We start from the raw sequence: 1,163 nt of genomic DNA, 5'->3' as shown, positions 1-1,163 counted from the left end.
AGAATCGAACTGGAAGTGGGGGAACAAACCAGTATTACAATGGATAACCAACAGATTTTACTGCGTTTTGGCAAATCCACAGTGTTGTTGAATGAAAGTGGTGTGTGGATTGATGGTAAGCATATTGGGTTGCAGGAGACGGAGGTAGAAAAGGACAACTTTCTTGCTCAAGGAATAAAACCTTATAGTCACTTTTTTGTCTTAAAAGATAGTGAGGGAAATATTCATAAAAAAGTACCCTATAAAATGACTATTGGTGATAAGGTAATTAAAGGTATTACAGATAATGATGGGAAAACGCAAACTATCTATAGTGATAATGAAAAAGATATTAAAGTAGAAATAGATTTGGATGAATTATAATCCTAAGGATATAAAATGGTAGCCACCATAAGTAAAACGCAAAAAATAGAATTAAATAGTAGCAGTGTTCATATTCAAGATCGATACTATTTAGTGATTGGATTTGAAGTGAATAAGCCGGAAGTTTACAATGAGCTAATATTAGAAGATGACTATGATAGTAGCGTAAAAATAACAGTTAATATGCATGATGTTCTTTCTGATCCTGGTCATGCCTTCATGTATTTAGTTAAAAATAAGTCTGCAACAATTTTCTTTAGTCTTGGTCCTATAATAAATGATAGTGAACGTTTGTTAGAAATAAATACTGAGCAAAGAGTACCAACTAAAGTGGTTAATGCATTATTTCGACATAATCCTATTGCAACAACATTGGCTTACGTAGCCGCCAATGCAAAGCAGCGTATGTATGGAAGAGGCACTTCAGATTACCGTATTCCGGAAAAAACGAAATTATTTAAATTTCCTATTAAACAAGAACAATATAGTCAACTTTATGAAAGAACGCGACAATATAAAAATGATATTGAAAATGGCGTTAAATTTTATAATATTACCAATAATTTTACCTGCGCATCGGTTGTTAGAGAAATTATCGGTACAACTATTCCTGATTTTCCTTGGGGGCGTAGTGCAGTATTAATTGGGCATATTCGTGCAATTAATCCATATGCGCTATATCAGGATGTAGTAACATATGCATCAGACAGAGGAATTTCTGAAGTGGAAATTAGCGAAAGTGTAGATATTTGGGATCAATTTATAACAGATATAAGAAATAATCAAGAATTACCACTTGA

General features: G+C 32.8%; 2 protein-coding genes. Both read left to right on the top strand.

The features are described 5' to 3' along the window. A partial coding sequence (locus CVP05_RS12710) for a hypothetical protein (RefSeq protein ID WP_207761376.1) occupies positions 1 to 363 on the top strand: 363 nt, incomplete at its 5' end. A 15-nt stretch (positions 364 to 378) separates the two neighbouring features. Continuing rightward, the coding region (locus CVP05_RS12505) for a hypothetical protein (protein ID WP_207761375.1) at positions 379 to 1,163 on the top strand (785 nt) is incomplete at its 3' end.

This window comes from Conservatibacter flavescens (assembly GCF_002795425.1).
Lineage (GTDB): Bacteria > Pseudomonadota > Gammaproteobacteria > Enterobacterales > Pasteurellaceae > Conservatibacter > Conservatibacter flavescens.
The sequence above is the reverse complement of the archived record's forward strand: the minus strand, read 5'-3'. Positions and strand labels throughout refer to the sequence as shown.